Raw genomic sequence first — 20,347 nt, forward strand, 5'->3', positions numbered from 1 at the left:
GCTGGTGATCACCGGCAAGCAGGCCATCGACAGCGACAACAACCAGACCGGGCAGATGCTCGCCGCGCTGACCGGCTACGCCCAGGGCACCTTCGCCTCCAAGGTGGAAGTCGCCGGCGACAAACTCAAGGTCGTCCGCGAGATCGACGGCGGCCTGCAGACCCTGGAGCTGGCCCTGCCGGCCATCGTCACCACCGACCTGCGCCTCAACGAGCCGCGCTACGCCTCGTTGCCGAACATCATGAAGGCCAAGAAGAAGCCGCTGGAGACCGTCAAACCGGCGGATCTGGGCGTATCGGTCGCCTCGACCCTGAAGGTGCTCAAGGTCGAGGCCCCGACCGAGCGCCAGGCGGGGATCAAGGTGGGCTCGGTGGCCGAGCTGGTGGAGAAGCTGAAGAACGAGGCGAAGGTGATCTGAGATGGCAATCCTGGTAATAGCCGAACACGACAACGCGGTCCTGGCGGCCGCGACCCTGAACACCGTCGCCGCGGCCCGGGCCATCGGCGGGGAGATCCATGTGCTGGTGGCCGGCAGCGGCTGCAGTGCCGTCGCCGAGAGCGCCGCGAAGATCGCCGGGGTGGCCAAGGTGCTGGTCGCCGACGACGCGGCCTATGCCCATCGGCTGGCCGAGAACGTCGCGCCGCTGATCGCCAACCTGGCCAAGGGCTACGGCCACGTACTGGCGCCGGCCTCGACCAACGGCAAGAACTACCTGCCGCGGGTCGCCGCGCTGCTCGATGTCGACCAGCTCTCCGAGATCGTCGCGGTGGAAAGCGCCGACACCTTCAAGCGGCCGATCTACGCCGGCAACGCCATCGCCACCGTGCAGTCCACCGCGCCGATCAAGGTGATCAGCGTGCGCACCACCGCCTTCGACGCGGCGGCGGGCGAGGGCGGCAGCGCGTCCATCGAGGCGGTGGCCGGCGCGGGCGAGGCGGGCACCTCGCGCTTCGTCGGCGAGGAGCTGGCCAAGTCCGACCGTCCGGAGCTGACCTCGGCGAAGGTGGTGATCTCCGGCGGGCGCGGCCTGCAGAGCGGGGAGAACTTCCAGCTGCTGTATGCCCTGGCGGACAAGCTGGGGGCGGCGGTGGGTGCCTCGCGCGCCGCGGTGGATGCGGGTTTTGCGCCCAACGACATGCAGGTCGGACAGACCGGCAAGATCGTCGCGCCGGACCTGTACATCGCGGTGGGGATTTCCGGGGCGATCCAGCACCTGGCGGGGATGAAGGACTCGAAGGTGATCGTGGCGATCAACAAGGACGCCGAGGCGCCGATCTTCCAGGTGGCCGACTACGGGCTGGTGGCGGATCTGCTGGAAGCGCTGCCCGAATTGGAGCGGGGGGTAGCTGTGGTTTCGTAGCGGGTGGCATGGCTGGTTATCGAGGGTTTCGATACTCCCTGTTTCGGCCCCCCGGCCGAGTCACTTTTTCTTGCGTGGCCAAGAAAAAAGTAACCAAAAAGAAGGCCACCCCCATCGTCAGGCCCTGCGCTTCGCTCCGGGTTCCCTCACTCCATCGCCGCTCCAGGGGCCCGGCCCGAAGGGCCATCCATGGCCTACGGGCCTTTCGCCGCATCCCTGCGGCTCAACCCCTTGCGCGGCGATTCCGTTCGGCCTGACGAAGGGGGAGTGGGTGCAGTCCTTACCTCCGTGAAAAGCAAAGCGAAGAGCGAGGGAGCCCCGGCACAGCCGGGGCCGGATGAGCGGGCGCGCTTTCTCTTTGCGCGGGCAAAGAGAAAGTGACTCGGCCGGGGGGCCGAAACAGGGAGTCCCGAACCACTCGGCAAACAGCTCGGGCACGGAAACCGAAGACAACGCCGGCTCCATCGGCATCCTGCCCTATTCGCCATCCCCCGGATCGGCAGTCGGCGCCTTCCCGCGAGCTGTCGCCCGGCACTCCAGGCAATAGCCGACGCCATAGATGGAGCGGATCGGGTCGTGTCCGGGCACGGCCTGTTCCAGCTTGCGGCGCAGGTTCTTGACGTGGCTGTCGACGGTGCGGTCGGTCACGATGCGGTGATCCTCGTACAGGTGGTTCATCAGTTGCTCCCGGGTCAGCGCCCGTCCCGGCCGGGCCACCAGAGCGTCGAGCAGGCGGAATTCCACCGGGGTCAGGTCCAGCGGAATGCCGTTGTAGTGCGCCTGGTACGTGGCCGGATCGGTGACCAGCCCCGGCAGCGGCGGCGGTTCGCCGACGCGCCGCAGCACGGCCTTGACCCGCGCCACCAGTTCGCGCGGGCTGAAGGGTTTGCAGAGATAGTCATCGGCGCCCGCTTCCAGGCCGAGCAACCGGTCGATCTCCTCGACCCGCGCGGTGACCATGATCACCGGCACCCGGCTGAAGCCGCGCAGTTCGCGGCAGATGTCCAGGCCGTCGCGGCCGGGTAGCATCAGGTCGAGGATCAGCAGATCGTGGGGCTGGCGGCGCAGCAGCGGGATGACGCGCGATCCGTCGGCGAGCGTTTCGGCCTGGTAGCCGGCGGCGCGCAGGTAGTCGCCGATCAGTGCTGCCAGCTTGGGTTCGTCCTCCACCACCAGGATGCGCCCCTGGCTCATGGCCGCGCCTCCCGTGCCGGCAGGCGGACGGTCAGCCACAGGCCGCCCAGCGTCGAGGCTTGGGCCGACAGGCTGCCGCCATGGGCTTCGGCGATGCCGCGGCAGATCGCCAGTCCCAGGCCGGCGCCGCCGCTGCTGCGACTGCGCGACCCCTCGACCCGGTAGAAGCGCTCGAACAGCCGGGCCCGGAGTCCTCGCAGTGGACCAGGATCGCCTCGCCGCCCTGGCGCTGTCCGCCCAGCCTGACCCGGCCGCCGGGCTCGGTGTAGCGCAGGCTGTTTTCCAGGAGGTTGTGAAAAAGCTGGTTCAGGCGCATCTCGTCCCCCTCCACGGACAACGGGCCGTCCGGCAGTTGCAGTTCCAGGGCGAGCCCCCGTTCGGCGAAGCGGCTCCGGTAGCTGTCGGCCAGGCTTTCCAGCAGCAGGCGCAGGTCCAGCGGCTCGTGGCGATAGGTGGGGCCGCCGACATCGGCCAGGGACAGTTCGAACAGGTCGTCCACCAGCTTGCTCAGCGCGGCGACCTCGGCCTGCAGCGAGCGCAGCGCCGCCGGGTCGGTCGGGCGGATGCCGTCCTCCATGGCCTCCAGCTCGCCGCGCATCACCGCCAGCGGGGTGCGCAGCTCGTGGGAAATGTCGGTCATGAACTCGCGGCGCATGCGTTCGTTGGCGGCCAGCGTCCGGGCCATGCGGTTGAAGGCGCCGGCGAGCTGGCCGGCCTCGTCGTTGGAGCTCACCGGCACCTCGATCGAGTAGTCGCCGGCGGCCAGTTGCCGGGTCGCGCGGGCCACCCGGCGGATTGGGCGCAGCAGCGAGCGGGCGATCCACCAGCCGATCACCGCCGATAGCAGCAGGCAGATGAGCGCGATCGCGATGCTCGACCGTATCTGCCCGGCCTGGAAGCGCTGGTCGCCGGCCGCGCTGACCGTCTCGAAGGGGGTCATGGCCAGCCAGCCGACCGTCTCGCCGTCCACCCGGACGGCGCGCAGCACCGGCTGGCTGGCGTACTGGCTGTAGCCGGCCACGTAGTCTTGCCCGGCATCGAGCAGGGTCAGGCGCAGGAAGGCGCCGGTCAGGTCGGAGATCGGCGGGGGCGGCAGTCCGCTGCTGGCGCCCTTGGGGCGGTCGTCCGGGCGGGTCAGGAAAAACCATTCGTCCGGGTTGCCGTCGAGGAAACGCCAGTCGCCGTGCTCGGCATAGGCACGCTGGAAATTCGGCAGGATGCGTTCCAGGCGCTCGATGGCCTGCTCGTTGAGATAGCCGAGAAAGCCGTGGGCGAAACTCAGGTAGGCGGCCAGCGCCATGCCCAGCACGGCGAACGAACAGAGTGCCTGGACGGTGAGGAACACTTTGGTGGAGAGGCTGATTTTCATCGAGCGATACCTGGCTGGCCGGGCCGTTTCGTCGACAGACCCTAGCGCCGCCCGCCGGACCCCTTCAAGCCCGGCGCCGCAATCTCCACACTCTCTCCACATTTGTCTGTTCCGATGGCGCCCGGTTTCAGTCGTCGGTCCGACTCATGATTCAGCCTTCTTCCTCCCGTAATGCCCCACGCCCGTGGCACCGCTGGCTGGCGCTGCTCCTGCTGCTGTCGGCGGCGGCGGCCTGGTTCTTCCTGTCGCAGCGCCGGGGCGGCATGCCGCCGCCCATGGCCGAGGCCACGCCGGTGCAGGCCGGCACGGCGACCGTGGCCAGCGTGCCGGTGCATCTGGACGCGCTGGGTACGGTCAGCGCCAACTACACGGTGACGGTCACCAGCCGGATCGACGGCACCCTGCAGGCCGTCCACTTCACCGAGGGGCAGCGGGTGAAGCAGGGCCAGTTGCTGGCGGAGATCGACACCCGCACCTACCAGGCCACGCTGGCCCAGTACCGGGGCGAGCTGGCGGAAAACCAGGCGCAACTGGCCAACGCCCGGCTGACCCTGGCGCGTTACCGCCGCCTGTACGCCAGGGATTCCCTGGCTCGCCAGGACCTGGATACGCAGGTCGCCCTGGTCGACCAGTACGCCGGCGCGGTGAAGGCCAGCGAGGCGCAGATCCGCTCGGCGCAGGTGAACGTGGGCTACGGGCGGATCGTCGCGCCCATCGACGGCTACGTCGGCCTGCGCCAGGTGGACCCCGGCAACATGGTGCATGCCAGCGATACCGGCGGCATCGTCACCATCACCCAGACCCAGCCCATCGCGGCGAAGTTCAGCGTTCCCCAGGCCAACCTGCAGGAGGTGCTGCAGCCGCTGCGCCGCGGCGAGACCCTGGCGGTCGAGGCGCTGTCGCAGCAGGGCGACGAGGTGCTGGCCGAGGGCTCGGTGAAGTTCATCAGCAACGAGATCGACACCGCCACCGGCAGCGTGCAGCTCAAGGCGCTGTTCGACAACCCGGACGAGCGGCTCTATCCCAACCAGTTCGTCAACGTGCGGCTGCGCATCGGCACCCTGGAGAACGCCGTGCTGGTGCCGGCCGCGGCGGTGCAGCTCGGCGACGCCGGCAAGTTCGTCTACCTGATCGGCCGGGACGATACCGTCAAACGCCAGACCGTCACGGTCGGGCCGGGCGCCGAGGACGGCCGGGTGGCGATCCTCGCCGGCGTCAGTGCCGGCGACCGGGTCGTCACCCAGGGCATCGACCAGTTGGGCAACGGTTCCAAGGTCAGCGTGGTAGACGCGACCCAGGTGGACATCAGCGTCATCGAGACCGCCAAGCGTCCCGCTGGCATGCCGCCGGGGCCCTGAACATGAATCCGTCGCGTCTTTTCATCCGCCGGCCGATCGCCACCCTGCTGGTCATGCTGGCGGTGCTGCTGAGCGGTCTGCTGGCCTATCGCATCCTGCCCATCGCGGCGCTGCCGCAGGTGGACTACCCGACGATCCAGGTGACCACCCTCTATCCCGGTGCCGGGCCGCAGGTGATGCTCACCGCCGTCACCGCGCCGCTGGAGCGGCAATTGGGGCAGATGTCCGGCCTGAGCCAGATGTACTCGACCAGTTCCGGTGGCGCCTCGGTCATCACCCTGAAGTTCAACCTCGACCTGTCGCTGGACGAGGCCGAGCAGGAGGTGCAGGCGGCGATCAACGCTGCCGACAGCCTGCTGCCCAGCGATCTGCCCAATCCGCCGACCTACAAGAAGGTGAACCCGGCCGACGCGGCGGTGCTGACCCTGGCGGCCAGTTCGGAAAGCCTGCCGCTGATCGAGGTGCAGGACCTGATCAACACGCGCATCGCCCTCAAGCTGTCCCAGGTGTCCGGGGTCGGCCTGGTCAGCCTGGCCGGCGGCCAGCAGTCGGCGATCCGCATCCGCGTCGATCCCGTCGCCCTGGCTGCCCACGGCCTGACGCCGGAGGACGTCTACGCGGTGGTCAACGGCGCCAACGTCAACGGCTCCAAGGGCGGCTTCGACGGCCCCGACCACTCGGTCACCATCGACGCCAACGACCAGTTGCGCAGCGCTGCGGAATACGCCGAGCTGGTGCTGACCTACGAGGACGGCAAGGCGTTGCGCCTGCGCGACGTGGCCAGCCTCGAAGAGGCGCCGGAGAGCCTCTACCAGCGCGCCTGGGCCGGTTCGAAGCAGGCCATCGTCATCAACATCCAGCGCCAGCCCGGTGCCAACGTGATCCAGGTGGTCGACAGCATCAAGGCGCTGCTGCCCGGCCTGCGCGACAGCCTGCCCGGCGCGGTGGAGCTGGAGGTGCTCGCCGACCGCACCCAGACCATCCGCGCCTCCATCGAGGACGTGCAGCTGGAGCTGGTCCTGTCGGTCGCCCTGGTGGTGCTGGTGTCGTTCGTCTTCCTGCGCAACCTGGCCGGTACCCTGATCCCCAGCGTGGCGGTGCCGCTGTCGCTGATCGGCACCTTCGGGGTGATGTACCTGGCCGGCTTCTCGCTGAACAACCTGACGCTGATGGCCCTGACCATCGCCACCGGCTTCGTGATCGACGACGCCATCGTGGTGGTGGAGAACATCCAGCGCCATCTGGAGAACGGCGAGCCGCCGCTGCAGGCGGCGCTCAAGGGCTCGGCGGAGATCGTCTTCACCGTGGTCTCGCTGACCCTCTCGCTGATCGCCGTGCTGATTCCGCTGCTGTTCATGGGCGACGTGGTGGGCCGGCTGTTCCGCGAGTTCTCCATCACCCTGGCGGTGTCGATCCTGGTGTCGATGTTCGTCTCGCTGACCCTCACGCCGATGCTCTGCGCCTACCTGCTGCGGCACATCCCGGCACAGGAGGAGAGCCGCTTCTCGCGCTGGGGCGGGCGGCAGTTCGAGCGCCTGGTGGCTCTCTACGACCGGGCGCTGCGCCGGGTGCTGGCGCACCAGGGCTTCACCCTGCTGGTGGCGCTGTCCACGCTGGCGCTGACGGCGGCGCTCTACCTGTACGTGCCCAAGGGCTTCTTCCCGATCCAGGACACCGGCCAATTGCAGGGCATCACCCAGGCGCCGCAGAACGTCTCGTTCGAGGAAATGAGCCGGCGCCAACAAGCGCTGGCCGAGGTGCTGCGCGCCGATCCGGCGGTCGCCTCGCTGTCCTCCACCGTCGGCGTGGACGGCAGCAACGTCTCCCTCAACATGGGCCGCCTGCAGATCGAACTGAAGCCCTTCGCCGAGCGCGGCGAACGGGCCGACGCGGTGATCGAGCGGCTGCGCCGGGCCGCCGCCCGGGTGACCGGGATCGGCCTGTACCTGACCGCCAGCCAGGACCTGAGCGTCGACGACCAGGTCACCCCCAGCCGCTACCAGCTGACCCTGGACACGCCAGTGCTGGCCGACCTGGAAACCTGGGTGCCGCGCCTGCTGGAGCGGCTCAGGGCGCGCCCCGAACTGCAGGACGTGGTCAGCGGCCTGCAGAACGCCAGCCCGGTCGCCTACCTGCAGATCGACCGGGCGGCGGCGGCCCGCTACGGGATCAGCGCCGCCGACGTGGACACGGCGCTGTACAACGCCTTCGGCCAGCGGCTGATCTCGACCATCTTCACCCAGGCCAACCAGTACCGGGTGGTGCTGGAGGTGGCGCCGGCCTTCCGCCAAGGACCGGCCGACTTCGAGCGGGTCTATCTGGCCGGCAGCGTTACGGGCGACTCCACCGGCGCTGCCTCGACCGGCACCGGCACTGCCATGGTGCGCCTGAGCAACATCGCCCGCATCGGCGAGCGGACCGGCCATCAATCGCTGACCCGCCTGAACCAGACGCCCGCCGTGACCCTGTCGTTCAACCTGGCGCCGGGGCATTCGCTGGAACAGGCGCGCCGGGCGATCGGCGAGGCCTGTGCCGCCATCGGCCTGCCGGAAACCGTCACCCTGCGCTACCAGGGAGCGGCCGACGCCTTCGCCACGGCCACCGGCAACACCCCCTGGCTGATCCTGGCGGCGCTGGTCACCATGTACATAGTGCTCGGCGTGCTCTACGAGAGCTGGATCCATCCGGTCACCATCCTCTCCACCCTGCCGTCGGCCGCCATCGGCGCGTTGCTGGCCCTGCTGGCCAGCGACAGCGAGTTCGGCCTGATCGCCCTGATCGGGGTGATCCTGCTGATCGGCATCGTCAAGAAGAACGCGATCATGCTGATCGACTTCGCCCTCGACCGGCAGCAGCGCGGGCTGGCCGCCGACGAGGCGATCCACCAGGCCTGCCTGCTGCGCTTTAGGCCGATCCTGATGACCACCCTGGCCGCGCTGCTGGGTGCCCTGCCGCTGATGCTGGCCCAGGGCGCCGGAGCCGAACTGCGAAGGCCGCTGGGGCTGGTGATCGTCGGCGGGCTGCTGCTCAGCCAGTTGCTGACCCTGTTCACCACGCCGGTGATCTATCTGCTGTTCGAGCGCCTGGCGCAACGCCGCAGCCGCCGCAGCCGCCGCGACGCGGCGGCCGGTGAGCCGGCATGAACTTCTCCCGCCCCTTCATCCTCCGCCCGGTCGCCACGCTGCTGCTCAGCCTGGCGCTGGTGCTGGCCGGCGCACTGGGCTACCGGCTGCTGCCGGTGGCGCCGCTGCCGCAGGTCGATTTCCCCACCATCATGGTCGAGGCCAGCCTGGCCGGCGCCAGCCCGGAAACCATGGCGGCGACCGTGGCGACGCCGCTGGAGCGGGCCATGGGGCAGATCGCCGGGATCACCGAGATGACCTCGACCAGCTCCCAGGGCTCGACCAACGTGATCGTCCAGTTCGACCTGGACCGCGACATCGACGGCGCGGCGCGGGACGTGCAGGGCGCGATCAATGCGGCGCGCAGCTTGCTGCCCAGCAGCATGAAATCGCTGCCCACCTACCGCAAGGCGAACCCCTCGGACGCGCCCATCCTGATGCTCGCGCTGACCTCGGACCACCTCAGCAGCGGTGAACTGTACGACCTGGCCTCCAGCAAGCTGCAGCAGAAGATCGCCCAGGTGAAGGGCGTCGGCGAAGTCTCCCTGCGTGGCAGCGCCCTGCCGGCGGTGCGCATCGACCTGCAGCCGCAGCAACTGAGCCAGCACGGGATTTCCCTGGAGACGGTGCGCAGCCGCATCGCCGCGGCCACCAGCAACCTGCCCAAGGGTTCCCTGCAGGGCGAGCGGCAGCACTGGTGGATCGACGCCAACGCCCAGTTGAGTCGCGCCGCCGACTACCGCGAGCTGCTGGTCGCCTACCGCGACGGCAAGGCGCTGCGCCTGGGCGACGTGGCGAACGTCTACGACTCGGTGCAGGACCTCTACACCGCCGGCTTCTACGACAACCGCCCCTCGGTGACCATCGGCGTGACCCGCCAGGCCGGGGCGAACATGCTGGAAACCATCGACCGCATCAAGGCGCTGCTGCCGTTGCTGCGCGGCATGCTGGACGGGCAGGCCGAGCTGGAGGTGGCCATCGACCGTTCGCCGAACATCCGCGCCTCGCTGGTGGATACCGAGGAAACCCTGCTGATCGCCATCCTGCTGGTGATCGCGGTGGTGTTCGTGTTCCTGCGCGACGGGCGCGCGCTGCTGATCCCGGCGGCGACCCTGCCGATCTCGCTGATCGGCACCTGCGCGGCGATGTACCTCTTGGACTACAGCCTGGACAACCTGTCGCTGATGGCGCTGATCATCGCCACCGGCTTCGTGGTGGACGACGCCATCGTGGTGCTGGAGAACATCAGCCGCCACCTGGAGGCCGGGCTGTCGCCGCTGCGGGCGGCGCTGCGCGGCACCCGGGAGGTCGGCTTCACCGTGCTGGCGATGACCCTCTCGCTGATCGCCGTGTTCATCCCCCTCCTGCTGATGGGCGGCATCGTCGGCCGGCTGTTCCGCGAGTTCGCCGTCACCCTGTCGGTGGCCCTGCTGATTTCCATGCTGGTGTCGCTGACCCTGACGCCGATGCTCTGCTCCCGCCTGCTGAAGGCGCATGCCGGGACCACGGACAACCCGCTGTATCGTTGGATCGAGCGCCTGCTGGACGCCCTGGCGGCGGCCTATGCGCACAGCCTGGCGTGGGTGATGCGCCACCGCCGGCTGGCGCTGGCGAGCCTGTTGTTGACGGTGGCCGTCAACCTCGGCCTGTTCGCGGTGGTGCAGAAGGGCTTCTTTCCCAACCAGGACACCGGCATGCTGATCGGCCAGTTGCGGGCGGACCAGAACACCTCGTTCCAGTCCCTCGAACCCCGGCTGCTCGCCTTCAGCGAACTGATCCGCCAGGACCCGGACGTGCGGAGCGTGATGGCCTCGACCGGCAGCGGCGGCTTCGGCTCGCGCAACACCGGCACCTTCTTCGTGCGCCTCAAGGACAGCGACCGGCGCAGCGCCTCGGCCATGCAGATCGCCAACCGGCTGAGCGCCAGGACCCGTCACGAGGCCGGCGCCTCGCTGTTTCTGATGCCGGTCGAGGACCTGCGGATCGGCGGGCGCAGCGCCAACGCCCTGTACCAGTACAGCCTGCAGTCGGCAGACCTGGCGAGCCTGCGCGAATGGACGCCCAAGGTCTACGCCACGCTCAAGCGGCTGCCGCAGCTCAGCGGGGTGGACAGCGATTCCCAGACCGGTGGCCAGGAAGTGACGCTGGTCTTCGACCGCCAGCAGGCGATCCGGCACGGGCTGGACGTGGCGGATCTCGACGACTTCCTCAACAACGCCTTCAGCCAGCGGCAGGTGGCGACCCAGTACCGGGAGCTGAACCAGTATTACGCCATCATGGGGCTGGAGGCGGCCTATACCCGCGATCCCGAGGTGCTGGACAGGCTCAAGGTGGTCAATGCCCAGGGCGAGTCCATCCCGCTGTCCCGGCTCGCGCACATTGAGAGCGCCAACGGCTCCCTCTCGGTGGCGCACCAGAACCAGGCGGCGACCAGCACCATCGCCTTCAACCTGGCCGACGGCGTTTCGCTGCAGGCGGCCAAGGCCGCCATCGACCAGGCGCTGGTCGGCATCGGCCTGCCAAGCTCGGTGCACGGCGGCCTGCAGGGCACCGCCCAGGCCTACGAAAGCCTCGCCGCGAGCATGCCCTGGCTGATCCTGGCGGCCCTGGCCGCGGTCTACATCGTGCTGGGCATCCTCTACGAGAGCCTGATCCATCCGCTGACGATCCTTTCCACGCTGCCCTCGGCCGGGGTCGGCGCCCTGTTGCTGCTGATCGCCACCGACACGCCACTGACGGTGATCGCGCTGATCGGCATCCTGCTGCTGATCGGCATCGTCAAGAAGAACGCGATCATGCTGATCGACTTCGCCCTGCTGGCCGAGCGCACCCAGGGCCTGGCGCCGCGGGAGGCGATACTGCTGGCCTGCCGGATGCGCTTTCGGCCGATCCTGATGACCACCCTGGCGGCCTTCTTCGGTGCCCTGCCGATGGTGCTGGAGAGCGGCGGCGACGCCGACCTGCGGCGTCCGCTGGGGCTGACCATCTGCGGCGGGCTGGCGCTCAGCCAGTTGCTGACGCTCTACACCACGCCGCTGGTCTACCTCTACCTCGACCGTCTCGGCCATGCCGTCGCCCATTTCTGGCGCGTGCATGTCCGCCGTCTGCCTGCCTTGTGAGATTCGCCATGGTTTTACCGTCCTTTCTTTCCCGTGTCCGGCCGCTGGCCCTGGCGCTGAGCCTTGGCGGCCTTGGCGGCTGCATGCTCGGGCCGGACTACCGGCGCCCGGCCGTATCCATGCCGGTCGAGTACAAGGAAGCCGCCGGCTGGAAGGCCGCCACACCGCACGACGGCAAGGCGCACGGCGACTGGTGGCAGGCCTTCGGCGATCCGCAGCTCGACGCGCTGCTGGTCCAGGTGGAGGTCTCCAACCCGAACGTGGCGCAGTACCTGGCCCAGTACGCCAAGGCGCGGGCTCTGACCGGGGAGGCGCGGGCGGACCTCTTTCCCTCCCTGAGCGGCAGCGCCGGCATGACCCGCAGCGGTTCGGGCGGCGGCTCCTACCTCACCTCCAGCACGGGCTCCTCCTCCTCCAGCAGCGGCACCCAGAGCAGCCGCAGCGTGTCGGGCATCAGTAACAACTATTCCACGCAGCTCAGCCTGAGCTGGGAGCCGGATCTGTGGGGCAAGCTGCGCCGCACCCTGGAGGAGAATCGCACCAGCGCCGAAGCCAGCGCCGCCGAGCTGGCCGACGCCACCCTGAGCGCGCAGTCCAGCCTGGCGCAGAATTACTTCCAGTTGCGGGTGCTGGACGAGCGCATCCGGCTCTACGACGTCAACATCCGCTCGTACCAGCGCTACCTGCAGGTGGTCCGCGACCAGTACGAAGAGGGCCAGACCTCGCGGGCCACGCTCGCCCAGGCCGAAACGCAACTGGAGTCGGCCCGCGCCTCGTCCCTGGACCTGCAATGGCAGCGGGCCCAGTACGAGCACGCCATCGCCATCCTGATCGGCAAGGCGCCGGCGGAATTCTCCCTGCCGGTGGCGGAACACTTCGACTACCGGATTCCGCAGACCTCGGCCGGCGTGGCGTCGAGCCTGCTGGAGCGGCGTCCGGACGTCGCCGCGGCCGAGCGCGAGGTGGCGGCGGCGAATGCCGCCATCGGCGTCGCCCTGAGCGGCTATTTTCCCGACCTGACCCTGAGCGCCAGCGGCGGTTTCCAGAGCTCCAGCACCCAGAAGCTGTTCACCGTGGCGAACCGCTTCTGGTCCATCGGGCCCTCGTTCAGCCAGACGCTGTTCGACTTCGGCGCCACCGGTGCCCAGGTCGACCAGGCCCGCGCCGCTTACGACGCCACCGTGGCGAGCTACCGACAGACGGTGCTGGATGCCCTGGGCGAGGTGGAGGACTGCCTGGTCGAGCTGCGCACCCTGGAAACCGAACTGGCCGCCCGGCGCCGGGCGGCGGATGCGGCCAGGGAGTCCGAACGGGTCACCTACGACCAGTACCGGGAAGGGATGATCGACTATCTGGACGTGGCGACCACCCAGAACACCAGCCTGAGCGAGCAACAGAGCGTGCTGCAACTGGTCGCCACGCAACTGGTGACCAGCGTGCAGCTGATCGTGGCGCTGGGCGGCGGCTGGCAGAGCGGAACGGAGGGGCTGGCCGAGGCGCGTTGAACGTATCGCCGTGCGGTTCCGGTCGGCGGAACGGCCCCGTTGCCGATAATTTCGTCATGGCCCCATCGAATATACTCCGATTGGACCAAGGGAGCGGGCAAGGGAAGCGGTCGGCGGATGGCGGCGGGAAAACGGGAATGGATTCGTTTGGTTTTTTATTGGGGAAGGCCCGGCCCGTGGCTGGCGGTGCTTCCTCCCGAGGTCGGACAATCCATGACGGCGATGAATCCAAGGAATGCGTGGAACAGGCGGATGCTCTGCTGCGTCCTGGCCGGTCTGCTGGCCGCCTGCTCGTCGACGGAGCCGGAGCGGGCCCGCCAGGGCGAGCGCCCGAAACAGGTCCTCTCCCTGGCGCCCTGGGAGGCCAAGATGTTGCCGGTGGTTTCCCGGAGCCTGTCGCCCGGTCCGGTCGCGAGCCGCGCGATCGATATTCCCGGCCTGCGGCCAGTGTTCCTGATTGGCGACGACAGCCTCTCCAAGAGCTGGCTGAAGCTGTGGAAGGACAAATTGCGGCGGCTGAAGGCGCTCGGTCTGGTGGTGAACGTCGCTACGCCCGAGGGGCTCCTGGAGTTGCGCCAGCTGGCGGAGGGACTGCGGCTGATCCCGGTGACCGGCGACGATCTGGCGGGCCTGCTGGAGTTTTCCCACTACCCGGTGCTGGTCACCTCCACCTTCCTCGAACAATGACCGTCGTCCTCGCCGGCTGAACGGCGAGGCGCCCCGCCTGGCAGGGGGCTTTCCCTGCCGGGCGGGGCCGCTTCTTCGCTGCGTCGGACTCACGCGACCTCTTCGTAGGGCAGGCCGACATAGTTCTCGGCGATGGTCACGCGGCCGGCTTCGGAGTTGAGGTAGTACTCGCGGTCGGCCAGTTGCATGCGCTTGTCGAAGGCGTCGTTGCCTTCGAAATCGTGCAGCAGGTTGGTCATGAACCAGCTGAAGCGCTCGCCCTTCCAGACCCGGCGCAGGGCCAGCTCGGAGTACTTCTCCAGCAGGTCGGTGCGGTCCTCTTGGTAGACCTTGACCAGGATGCGGAACAGGTAGCAGACGTCGCTGCCGGCCAGGTTCAGGCCCTTGGCGCCGGTCGGCGGGACGATGTGCGCCGCGTCGCCGACCAGGAACAGCCGGCCGTACTGCATGGGTTCGACCACATAGCTGCGCAGCGGCGCGATGCTCTTTTCCAGCGACGGCCCGGTGACCAGCTTGTTCGCCACGTCGCCCGGCAGGCGCCGCTTGAGTTCGCCCCAGAAGCGCTCGTCGGACCAGTCCTCGATCTTCTCGCTCAGCGGCACCTGCAGGTAGTAGCGGCTGCGCGTCGTCGAGCGCTGGCTGCAGAGCACGAAGCCCAGGTCGGTGTGCGCGTAGATCAGTTCTTCGTGGACCGGCGGCGTGTCGGACAGCAGGCCGAGCCAGCCGAACGGATAGACGCGCTCGTAGTGCGACAGCACCTCGGCCGGGATGGTCTTGCGCGACACGCCGTGGAAGCCGTCGCAGCCGGCGATGTAGTCGCAGTCGAGGCGGTGGGTCTGGCCGTCCTTCTCGTAGGTGACGTAGGGCGTTCCGTCCTTGAGGTCGAACAACTGCACGTTTTCCGCCTCGTAGACGATCGGCGCGCCGCTGGCCTGGCGCGCGTCCATCAGGTCGCGGGTGACCTCGGTCTGGCCGTAGACCATCACCGTCTTGCCGCCGGACAGCGCCTTGAGGTCCAGGCGAATGCGCCGGCCCGAGCAGACCAGCTCGATCCCTTCGTGGACCAGGCCTTCACGGTCCATGCGCTCGGCCACGCCGGCCTCGCGCAGCAGGTCGACCACGCCCTGCTCGAGCACGCCGGCGCGGATGCGGCCGAGCACGTAGTCGGGGGTTTGACGCTCGAGGATCACGTTGTCGATGCCGGCCTTGTGCAGCAGCTGGCCGAGGAGCAGGCCGGACGGACCGGCGCCGATGATTGCCACTTGAGTTTTCATTTTTATTGTCTCTCTGGTTGGGCCGGCCTGTCTGTACAGGGCCGGATTCGCTGAAGGCCTCTGTATTTTTGTTCAATGGATTCGCCAAAATAAGGTGATTTAGGCAGTATTATCGGTACTTTTAGATGATTCGTTCGGTTGTCGAACAAAAGGAGTTCGCGCCCATGAAGTCGATCGCGCCCGATATCCCGGTGTTCAAGCTGTACGGCGAGTCGCTGGCCTGGCCGACGCCGGACCTGCTGCATTGCGAGTCGATTCCGCAGCGCAGCAGCCTGCACCACTGGGAGATCAAGCCGCACCGCCACGCCGATCTGTTCCAGCTGCTCTATGTCCAAGAGGGCGAGGCGCTGGCCGCGGTGGAGAACCAGCGCCTGCGCCTGGCCGAGGCGGCGATCCAGGTGGTGCCGCCGCTCTGCGTGCACGGCTTCCAGTTTTCCGAGGACATCCAGGGCTACGTGCTGACCCTGGCCGCGCCCCTGGTGGCGCATCTGGAGGAGCTCTTGGGGCACAACCTCGGCTTGCAGGGCGGCTTCGCCTGCTACCCGGTGGGGGCGGACCGCGCCTACCTGGATCTGCTGTTCGAGAGGCTCTTTCGCGAGTACCGGGGCCACGAGCCGGCGCGCGAGCTGCAACTGCAGGCGCTGGTCAACCTGCTGATGGTCTGGCTGGGCCGCCACGAGCGCCGGCGCGCCACCCCGCTCGGCGCCAGCGAGCGCAATCGCCAGCACCTGACGCGCTTCATGCGGCTGGTCGAGCAGCATTACCGCGAGCACCTGTCGGTGGACGCGTTCGCGCATCGCGTCGGGCTCTCCGGCGTCCATCTGAACAGCCTGTGCCGCCAACTGGTCGGGCAGAGCGCCTTGCAGGTGATCCACCAGCGCCTGCTGCTGGAGGCCAAGCGCAACCTGATCTACACCGCGATGACCGTCAACGAGCTCTCCGATGCGCTCGGCTTCAGCGATCCGGCCTACTTTTCGCGGTTCTTCCGCCGTCTTGCGGGGCAGTCGCCGAAGGCCTTCCGCCAGAGCGCGGCGGCCGGGGGCGCGCCGACGCCGCATCGGGACGATGAGGGGTGAGGGGGCGTCACGACGGTTTGGAGACGGACGGGAGGAGGGAAAAGACCGTGGCCCGTTCCGCGCCGGGCCGGCTCGGCTTAGCGGTAGACCTTGTGCAGCAGCTCGATCAGCTGCTGGCGCTCCTCCGCGCTGAGCGCCGCGGTGGCCTCCAGGTCGCTCTGCGCGGCCACCTCCTTGAGCTGCCTGAGCAGCGTCTCGCCCGCCTTGCTGAGGAAGATCCCGTAGGAGCGCTTGTCCGGCTTGCAGCGCACCCGCACCGCCAGCCCGCGACTTTCCAGCTTGTTCAGCAGGACCACCGCCTGGGGCGGTTCGATGGCCAGGGCGCGGGCCAGGTCGGCCTGCATCAGGCCGGGGTTCTGTTCGATGATCGCCAGGGCGGTGAACTGCGCCGGACGCAGGTCGAAGGCGCCGAGGCGGCTGACCAGGTGCTGGAAGACCTTGAGCTGGGCGCGGCGCAGGGCGTAGCCGATCAGCTCGTCGAGGGAGCTGTCCAGCGGGCTGTCGGCCGGCTGGGGGGCGGCCGGCGGAGCGGCGGCCGGGGTGGGGCTGGACTTGCTGGACATGGACGCGCTCGGTTCCCGATTAGTTAATCTGCATAAAAATTCTGCAATGCCCGCCGGAAACTATCCAGAGGCAATCTTTCGCGTGCGCCGCCTCTTGCCCAAAGGGACAGGCAGGTGCTGAATGCACCGATGTCCCGTCGCCGAGGGGGATTCCGCCGGAAAATGCGCCGATGGCGCGGCCCCGGAGCCGCGCAACTATCCTGAAACCAGCGCTGGGCGAAGCGGTCCGCCAGGTTCCGGCGGCGCTTCGCAGGCTTCGTGGCCGGCCCGACGCGGCCGGTTCAGCTTCTACTTGGAGAGTCAGTCGATGATTTACGAAGGGAAAGCCATCAGGGTCCAGGCCCTCGGGGATGGCATCGTCGAGATGCAGTTCGACCTCGAGGGCGATTCCGTCAACAAGTTCAACCGCCTCACGCTGAACGAGTTCCGCCAGGCGGTGGATGCGCTGCGGGCGGACGCCTCGATCCGCGGCGTGCTGGTCGCCAGCGGCAAGGGCATGTTCATCGTCGGCGCCGACATCACCGAGTTCATCGAACTGTTCCGCGCCCCCGAGGAGGAGCTGCGCGGCTGGTGCCTGGAGATCAACCGGGTCTTCTCGGATTTCGAGGACCTGCCGGTGCCGACCGTGGTCGCGATCAACGGCGTGGCCCTCGGCGGCGGTTTCGAGATGTGCCTGGCCTGCGACTTCCGAGTGATGGGCGAGTCGGCCACGGTGGGGCTGCCGGAGGTCAAGCTGGGGATCAACCCGGGCTTCGGCGGCACCGTGCGCCTGCCGCGGCTGATCGGCAGCGACAACGCCATCGAGTGGATCGCCGCCGGCAAGGAGAACCGCGCCGCCGAGGCGCTGAAGGTCGGCGCGGTGGATGCCGTGGTGGCCGACGACCGGCTGCGCGAGGCGGCCCTCGACCTGCTGCGCCGGGCGGTCGCCGGCGAGCTGGACTTCCGCGGCCGCCGCCAGCCGAAGCTGGAGCCGCTCAAGCTCGGCAACATCGAGCAGATGATGGCCTTCGAGAGCGCCAAGGCCTACGTGGCCGCCCAGGCCGGCCCGCACTACCCGGCGCCCCTGGCCGCGGTGAAGACCATCCAGAAGGCCGCCAACGCCGGCCGCGAGGCGGCGCTGGAGATCGAGGTCGGCGGCTTCGTCAAGCTGGCCGGGACGTCGGTGGCGCAGAGCCTGGTCGGGCTGTTCCTCAACGAGCAGGAACTCAAGCGCAAGATCAGGAAGTACGACAAGGCCGCCCGTGCGGTGAAGCAGGCGGCGGTGCTCGGCGCCGGCATCATGGGCGGCGGCATCGCCTACCAGTCGGCGCTCAAGGGCACGCCGATCCTGATGAAGGACATCCGCGAGGAGTCGATCCGCCTGGGCCTGGCCGAGGCCGACAAGCTGCTCGCCAAGCGGGTGGAGAAGGGGCGCCTGAGTGTGGCGCAGATGGCCGAGGTGCTCAACGGCATCCGCCCGACCCTCTCCTACGGCGATTTCCGCTCGGTCGACCTGGTCGTCGAGGCGGTGGTCGAGAAGCTCGAGGTCAAGCAGGCGGTGCTCGCCGAGGTGGAGGCGCAGGTGGCGGAGGAGGCGGTGATCGCCTCCAACACCTCGACCATCTCGATCAGCCGGCTGGCCGACTCGCTCGAGCGTCCGGAGCGCTTCTGCGGCATGCACTTCTTCAACCCGGTGCCGCTGATGCCGCTGGTCGAGGTGATCCGCGGCGAGCGCACCGGCGAGCAGGCGATCGCCACCACCGTCGCCTACGCCCGCAAGATGGGCAAGACCCCCATCGTGGTCAACGACTGCCCGGGCTTCCTGGTCAACCGGGTGCTCTTCCCGTACCTCTCCGGCTTCACCGGGCTGTTGGCCGCCAGCATCGACTTCCAGCGCATCGACCGGGTGATGGAGGCATTCGGCTGGCCGATGGGGCCGGCCTACCTGCTCGACGTGGTCGGCATCGACACCGCCGTGCATGCGCGCAACGTGCTCGCCGAGGGTTATCCCGAGCGCATGAAGGAGCAGGGCGCCACCGCCATCGACGTGCTGCTCGGCGCCGGACGGCTGGGCCAGAAGAGCGGCGCCGGCTTCTACGCCTACGAGCGCGACGGCAGTCCCAAGCCGAAGAAGCTCGAGGACCCGCAGGTCGCGGAGCTGCTCCGTCCGCTGGTGGGCGAGGCGCGCGAGCTGAGCGACGAGGAGATCGTCAACCGCCTGATGCTGCCGCTGTGCCTGGAAACGGTGCGCTGCCTGGAGGAAGGTGTCGTCGAGTCGGCCGCCGAGGCGGACATGGGCCTGATCTACGGCGTCGGCTTCCCACCCTTCCGCGGCGGCGCGCTGCGCTACATCGACACCCTGGGCGTCGCCCGCTTCGTCGAGCTGGCCGACCGTCACGCCGAGCTGGGCCCGCTGTACCGTCCGACCGAAAAGCTGCGCGACATGGCCCGCCAGGGCCAGTCGTTCTTTGCCTGAGCGAGGGAGAGCCGAGTCATGAGTCTGAATCCGAAAGACGCCGTCATCGTCGACTTCGCCCGCACGCCGATGGGCCGTTCCAAGGGCGGCATGCACCGCCACACCCGTGCCGAGAACCTTTCGGCGCATCTGATCACCCAGCTGCTGGCGCGCAACCCGCAGGTCGACCCGGCGGAGGTCGAGGACGTGATCTGGGGCTGCGTCAACCAGACCCTGGAGCAGGGCTGGAACATCGCGCGGATGGCCGCGCTGCTGACGCCGATTCCGCACGCCAGCGGCGCGCAGACCGTCAACCGCCTGTGCGGTTCCTCGATGAGCGCGCTGCACAGCGCGGTGCAGGCGATCCAGACCGGCAACGGCGAGGTGTTCGTGGTCGGCGGCGTCGAGCACATGGGGCACCTGCCGATGACCCACGGGGTCGATCCCAACCCGCGGCTGTCCCTGCAGGTGGCCAAGGCCGCCGGGATGATGGGGCTGACCGCCGAGATGCTGGCGATGATGCACGGCGTGACCCGCGAGCAGCAGGACGCCTTCGCCCTGCGCTCGCACCAGCGGGCGCACCGCGCCACGGTCGAGGGCCACTTCGCCGACGAGATCGTCCCCATCGAGGGCCATGACGAGCACGGCCTGCTGCGGGTCTTCGGGCAGGACGAGACGATCCGCCCGGACACCACCCTGGAGAGCCTGGCCAGGCTCAAGCCGGTGTTCAACCCGAAGAGCGGCACCGTCACCGCGGGCAGCTCCTCGCAGATCACCGACGGAGCTTCCTGCATGATCGTGATGTCCGCCCGGCGCGCCCGCGACTTGGGCATCCAGCCGCTGGCGGTGGTGCGAGCCATGGCGGTGGCCGGGGTGGACCCGTCGATCATGGGCTACGGCCCGGTGCCGGCCACCCACAAGGCGCTGGAGCGGGCCGGCCTGGCCCTGGCCGACATCGACTTCGTCGAGCTCAACGAAGCCTTCGCCGCCCAGGCCATCCCGGTGCTCAAGGACCTCAAGCTGCTCGACGCCCTGGACGACAAGGTCAACCTGCACGGCGGCGCCATCGCCCTGGGGCATCCTTTCGGCTGTTCCGGCGTGCGAATTTCCGGCACCCTGCTGAACATCATGCGGCAGAAGGGCGGCACCCTCGGCCTGGCGACCATGTGCATCGGCCTCGGCCAGGGCATCGCCACGGTGTTCGAGCGTCTCTGACGCTGTCCGCGACCGGGGACCCGTGCCTCGGTCGCCTCTCTCCGCGCCCCTTGGGCGCATTCGTCTCGCG

The 20,347-nt window shown here is 68.7% G+C and carries 13 protein-coding genes and 1 pseudogene; 10 read left to right on the top strand and 4 right to left on the bottom strand.

Annotation, left to right across the window (positions count from 1 at the left end):
• Together BMY22_RS10975 and BMY22_RS10980 are read left to right on the top strand one after the other, a co-directional pair.
• Window positions 1-418 (top strand): electron transfer flavoprotein subunit beta/FixA family protein (locus BMY22_RS10975; protein ID WP_143068472.1); only part of this gene is annotated, 418 nt, incomplete at its 5' end.
• Between the two features lies 1 nt (window position 419).
• Window positions 420-1,361, top strand: coding sequence for an electron transfer flavoprotein subunit alpha/FixB family protein (locus BMY22_RS10980; protein ID WP_090621930.1), 942 nt, complete (start codon window positions 420-422; stop codon window positions 1,359-1,361).
• Window positions 1,362-1,838: 477 nt separating this feature from the next.
• Here the strand turns inward: BMY22_RS10980 and BMY22_RS10990 are convergent, their stop codons facing one another.
• Both BMY22_RS10990 and BMY22_RS10995 read right to left on the bottom strand, forming a co-directional pair.
• Window positions 1,839-2,555, bottom strand: a complete 717-nt coding sequence (locus tag BMY22_RS10990) for a response regulator (RefSeq protein WP_090621931.1) — start codon at window positions 2,553-2,555, stop codon at window positions 1,839-1,841.
• Window positions 2,552-3,924: pseudogene (locus tag BMY22_RS10995) on the bottom strand (HAMP domain-containing protein). Before BMY22_RS10995 ends, BMY22_RS10990 begins: the two are co-directional and overlap by 4 nt.
• A 146-nt stretch (window positions 3,925-4,070) precedes the next feature.
• Between BMY22_RS10995 and BMY22_RS11000 the strand changes: the two are divergent.
• From BMY22_RS11000 to BMY22_RS11020, 5 genes are all read left to right on the top strand, one after another.
• Window positions 4,071-5,282, top strand: a complete 1,212-nt coding sequence (locus BMY22_RS11000) for an MdtA/MuxA family multidrug efflux RND transporter periplasmic adaptor subunit (RefSeq protein WP_090621933.1) — start codon at window positions 4,071-4,073, stop codon at window positions 5,280-5,282.
• A gap of 2 nt (window positions 5,283-5,284) precedes the next feature.
• Entirely contained in the window at window positions 5,285-8,425 is a 3,141-nt protein-coding gene (locus BMY22_RS11005; RefSeq protein ID WP_090621934.1) for an efflux RND transporter permease subunit, read from the top strand.
• Entirely contained in the window at window positions 8,422-11,523 is a 3,102-nt protein-coding gene (locus BMY22_RS11010) for an efflux RND transporter permease subunit (RefSeq protein ID WP_090621936.1), read from the top strand. Before BMY22_RS11005 ends, BMY22_RS11010 begins: the two co-directional genes overlap by 4 nt.
• A gap of 8 nt (window positions 11,524-11,531) precedes the next feature.
• Window positions 11,532-13,028 (top strand): efflux transporter outer membrane subunit, encoded by a 1,497-nt coding sequence (locus BMY22_RS11015; RefSeq protein ID WP_090621937.1) that lies wholly within the window; start codon window positions 11,532-11,534, stop codon window positions 13,026-13,028.
• A 252-nt stretch (window positions 13,029-13,280) separates the two neighbouring features.
• The gene (locus BMY22_RS11020) at window positions 13,281-13,715 is read left to right on the top strand and encodes an integrating conjugative element protein (protein ID WP_244158855.1); all 435 of its coding nucleotides are present in this window, start codon (window positions 13,281-13,283) and stop codon (window positions 13,713-13,715) included.
• A gap of 89 nt (window positions 13,716-13,804) precedes the next feature.
• Here the strand turns inward: BMY22_RS11020 and pobA are convergent, their stop codons facing one another.
• Entirely contained in the window at window positions 13,805-14,989 is a 1,185-nt protein-coding gene (gene pobA / locus BMY22_RS11025) for a 4-hydroxybenzoate 3-monooxygenase (RefSeq protein WP_090621940.1), read from the bottom strand.
• A 164-nt stretch (window positions 14,990-15,153) separates the two neighbouring features.
• Here pobA and BMY22_RS11030 point away from each other — a divergent pair, with 164 nt between their 5' ends.
• Window positions 15,154-16,065 carry a helix-turn-helix domain-containing protein gene (locus tag BMY22_RS11030; RefSeq protein ID WP_090621942.1) on the top strand — a complete coding sequence of 304 codons (912 nt, stop codon included), beginning with the start codon at window positions 15,154-15,156 and terminating at the stop codon, window positions 16,063-16,065.
• Between the two features lie 77 nt (window positions 16,066-16,142).
• On the opposite strand, the gene BMY22_RS11035 is transcribed toward BMY22_RS11030, so the two are convergent.
• A complete protein-coding gene (locus tag BMY22_RS11035) occupies window positions 16,143-16,628 on the bottom strand; it encodes a MarR family winged helix-turn-helix transcriptional regulator (RefSeq protein WP_090621944.1) in 486 nt (161 codons plus the stop codon).
• 307 nt (window positions 16,629-16,935) lie between these two features.
• Here BMY22_RS11035 and fadB point away from each other — a divergent pair, with 307 nt between their 5' ends.
• The gene (gene fadB, locus BMY22_RS11040) at window positions 16,936-19,083 is read left to right on the top strand and encodes a fatty acid oxidation complex subunit alpha FadB (protein ID WP_090621945.1); all 2,148 of its coding nucleotides are present in this window, start codon (window positions 16,936-16,938) and stop codon (window positions 19,081-19,083) included.
• Between the two features lie 18 nt (window positions 19,084-19,101).
• Entirely contained in the window at window positions 19,102-20,277 is a 1,176-nt protein-coding gene (gene fadA, locus BMY22_RS11045; RefSeq protein WP_090621947.1) for an acetyl-CoA C-acyltransferase FadA, read from the top strand.
• Window positions 20,278-20,347 lie beyond the last annotated feature (70 nt).

The sequence above is a fragment of the Azotobacter beijerinckii genome (genome assembly GCF_900110885.1).
Taxonomy (GTDB): domain Bacteria; phylum Pseudomonadota; class Gammaproteobacteria; order Pseudomonadales; family Pseudomonadaceae; genus Azotobacter; species Azotobacter beijerinckii.